The sequence below is a fragment of the Streptomyces sp. NPDC053513 genome (assembly GCF_044544765.1).
Lineage (GTDB): Bacteria > Actinomycetota > Actinomycetes > Streptomycetales > Streptomycetaceae > Streptomyces > Streptomyces litmocidini.
The window spans coordinates 196,495-199,079 of the sequence record NZ_JBITXP010000001.1 but is presented as its reverse complement, the minus strand read 5'-3'; the positions used below and the strand labels follow the sequence as shown (position 1 = coordinate 199,079).

Below are 2,585 nucleotides of genomic sequence, written 5' to 3'. Positions count from 1 at the left end.
GGGCGCGGGGGGGGCCCGCGGGCGGCGGCGCCCGCCGCGCGGGGGGGGGGGCGGGGGCGCCCCGCGGGCGGGGGGGGGGGCGCGGCCACGGGGGGGGGGGGGGGGGGGGGCCCCCCCCCCCCCCCCCCCCACCGTCGTTCCGCCGGTCAGTAGAGGCCGAACATCCGCACCGGGCCGGCGAACCCGCCCTTGTGCTTCATCAGGCCGATGACCGTCACCGCCCCGGACTCGGGCAGCTTGTCCACGTTGGCCGCCCACTCGATGCCGTAGTGGCCGGTGGTGAGCAGGATCTTGTGGGCCCTGGGGTCGAGGTAGTTGTTGGCGCCGGAGTCCAGGCTGGGGCTGTCGGTCGCCACGCCGACGATGTTGCGGCGCGACTCCAGGAACTCCGCCGCGTCCCAGCCGATGCCGGGGAAGTGCGGCTTGTCGGCGGCGTCGCGGTTGAAGATGCGCGCCGGGTCGTTGATGCGGCCGGACCAGCCGCAGTCCATGGCGACCACGGCGCCGTCCGGGATGCGACCGTGGCGGCTCTCCCACTTGCGCAGGTCGTCGTAGGTGAGCAGCGCGTCGAGGTCCTTCTCCGCGCGGTCGGCGATGCGGACGACGACGAGCGGGGCGATCAGGTTCTCGGCCGGGATCTCGTCGGTGGCCAGCTGGCCGTTGTCGAAGTGCTTGGGGCCGTCCATGTGGGTGCCGCTGTGCTCGTCCATGGTGATGATGAAGGTGTTGTACCCCTCCTTCTCCACCGAGGCGACCTGGTCGAACCTGGCCGGCTCGACGAACGGCCGGAAGACGGGGAAGTCCGCGCCCCAGGCGTGGCTCATGTCGACGATGCGGCGGTTGCCACCCAGCACGCGGCTGGTGTCGATCCCCGTGGAGCTCGCGCTCGCGGGCTTGGCGTCGATCATTCCGAGACCCGCCACGGTGGCGCTCAGCGCGCCGGCCATGCCCAGCATCTTGCGGCGGCTGGGGCCGGACGCGGCACGGCGCACCTCGGCGGCGGACTTGACGCTCTCCTCGGGCCGGTTGGCCTGATGGGCGTGGATGTGGTCGTCCTCGGCCGTGTACGCCTCTCCGAACACGGACTTCATGACCCAGGTTCCGCACACAGTGCTCTCTCCTCAACGGCGGGGGGGGGGCGGGCTGCGCCGGGCTGGCCCCGGCAGTACGATCTCATGTAATCATAAGAGATCTGATGTGCGTAAGGCTTCGATGCTCTCTGGAGGAGTTCCCGTGACCGAAGTGCTGACCCGCCCGCGGACGCGGCCGGGCCGGGCCGCCGCCCGGGCCTCGCTGGGCCTCGCCCCGGCCCTGGTGACCGCCGTGGCCTACGTCGACCCCGGCAACGTCGCCACCAACTTCAGCGCCGGGTCCGCCTACGGGTACGGCCTGCTGTGGGTGGTGGTCGGGTCCACGGCGGCGGCGGGCCTCATCCAGTACCTCTCGGCGAAACTCGGCTCCTGCACCGGCCGCTCGCTCACCGAGTCCGTGGCCTCGGCCGTCGGCCGCCGCGCCCGCGTCGCCTACTGGGTCCAGGCCGAACTCGTCGCCGTCGCCACCGACATCGCCGAGGTGGTCGGCGGCGCGGTCGCCCTGAAGCTGCTCTTCGGCCTTCCGCTGTGGGCGGGCGCGGTCACCGTCGCCGCGGTCTCCACGGCCCTGCTCCACCTGCGGACCACCCGGGGCGAGAACGCCTTCGCGGTGGCGATCACCGTGGCCCTGGCCCTGATCGCCTGCGGCTTCGTCGCCTGCGCGGTCTTCGCCGGCCCCACGGTCGGCGGCATGCTCTCGGGCATGCGGCCGCTGCTGCCCGACGGCCGGGCCGCCTTCCTCGCCTCGGGCATCTTCGGCGCCACCGTCATGCCGCACGCCATCTACGTCCACTCCGCGCTCAGCCGGGACAGCGGCCGACGGCTGCGCGTCGGCGGCCCGTCCCTCCCCGGCGGCACCGCCGACGTCCTGTCGGCCACCCGCAGGGGCGTGGTGGGGGCGATGCTGCTGGCCGGCTCGATCAACGCCGCCCTGCTCCTGACGGCGGCGGCACTGCCCGCCGGCGCGGGCCCGCTCAGCCTGGAGGGCGTCCACGCCACCGTCGGCGCGGTGCTCGGCGCCCTCCCGGCCCTCGCCCTGGCCCTGGCCCTGCTGGTCTCCGGTCTGGCGTCGACCGCCGTCGGCACCCACGCGGGCGACATCGCCATGCGGGACCTGATCCGCCGTCGCGTCCCCGCCGGGGCGCGCCGCCTCGCGGCCCTGGCCCCGGCGGTCCTGCTGCTGGCCGCCGACCTCGACACCACCCACCTGCTGGTCCTCTCCCAGGTGGGCCTCTCCCTCGGTGTGCCCTTCGCGCTGGTCCCGCTCATCCGCCTGACGGCACGCCGCTCGCTGATGGGCGCCGCCGTCAACCACTGGGCCACGACCGCGGCGGCCTCGCTCGTCGTGGCGGCGGCGGTGGCCGTCAACGGGTTCCTGCTGATGGACCTGGCGCTGGGGTGAGACGCGGAAGCGGGGGGGGGCCCGGGGGCCCCCCCCCCCGCCCCCCCCCCCCCCCCGCCCGGTACCCCCGGGGCCCCGCCCCCAACCGCACG

General features: G+C 75.1%; 2 protein-coding genes. One reads left to right on the top strand and one right to left on the bottom strand.

Going from position 1 to position 2,585, the window contains the following annotated elements:
* Positions 1–146 precede the first annotated feature (146 nt).
* Positions 147–1,091: a cyclase family protein gene (locus ACIGW4_RS00815; RefSeq protein WP_359591696.1), complete on the bottom strand. Its 945-nt coding sequence runs from the start codon at positions 1,089–1,091 to the stop codon at positions 147–149.
* Positions 1,092–1,233: 142 nt separating this feature from the next.
* On the opposite strand from ACIGW4_RS00815, the gene ACIGW4_RS00810 reads away from it, so the two are divergent.
* Positions 1,234–2,493 (top strand): Nramp family divalent metal transporter, encoded by a 1,260-nt coding sequence (locus ACIGW4_RS00810; protein WP_399577545.1) that lies wholly within the window; start codon positions 1,234–1,236, stop codon positions 2,491–2,493.
* Positions 2,494–2,585: the final 92 nt, after the last annotated feature.

What these genes read in the sequence shown, in the direction of transcription:
- ACIGW4_RS00815 (WP_359591696.1), bottom strand. Translation starts at nt 1,091, where the DNA reads ATGAAGTCCGTGTTCGGAGAGGCGTACACGGCCGAGGACGACCACATC.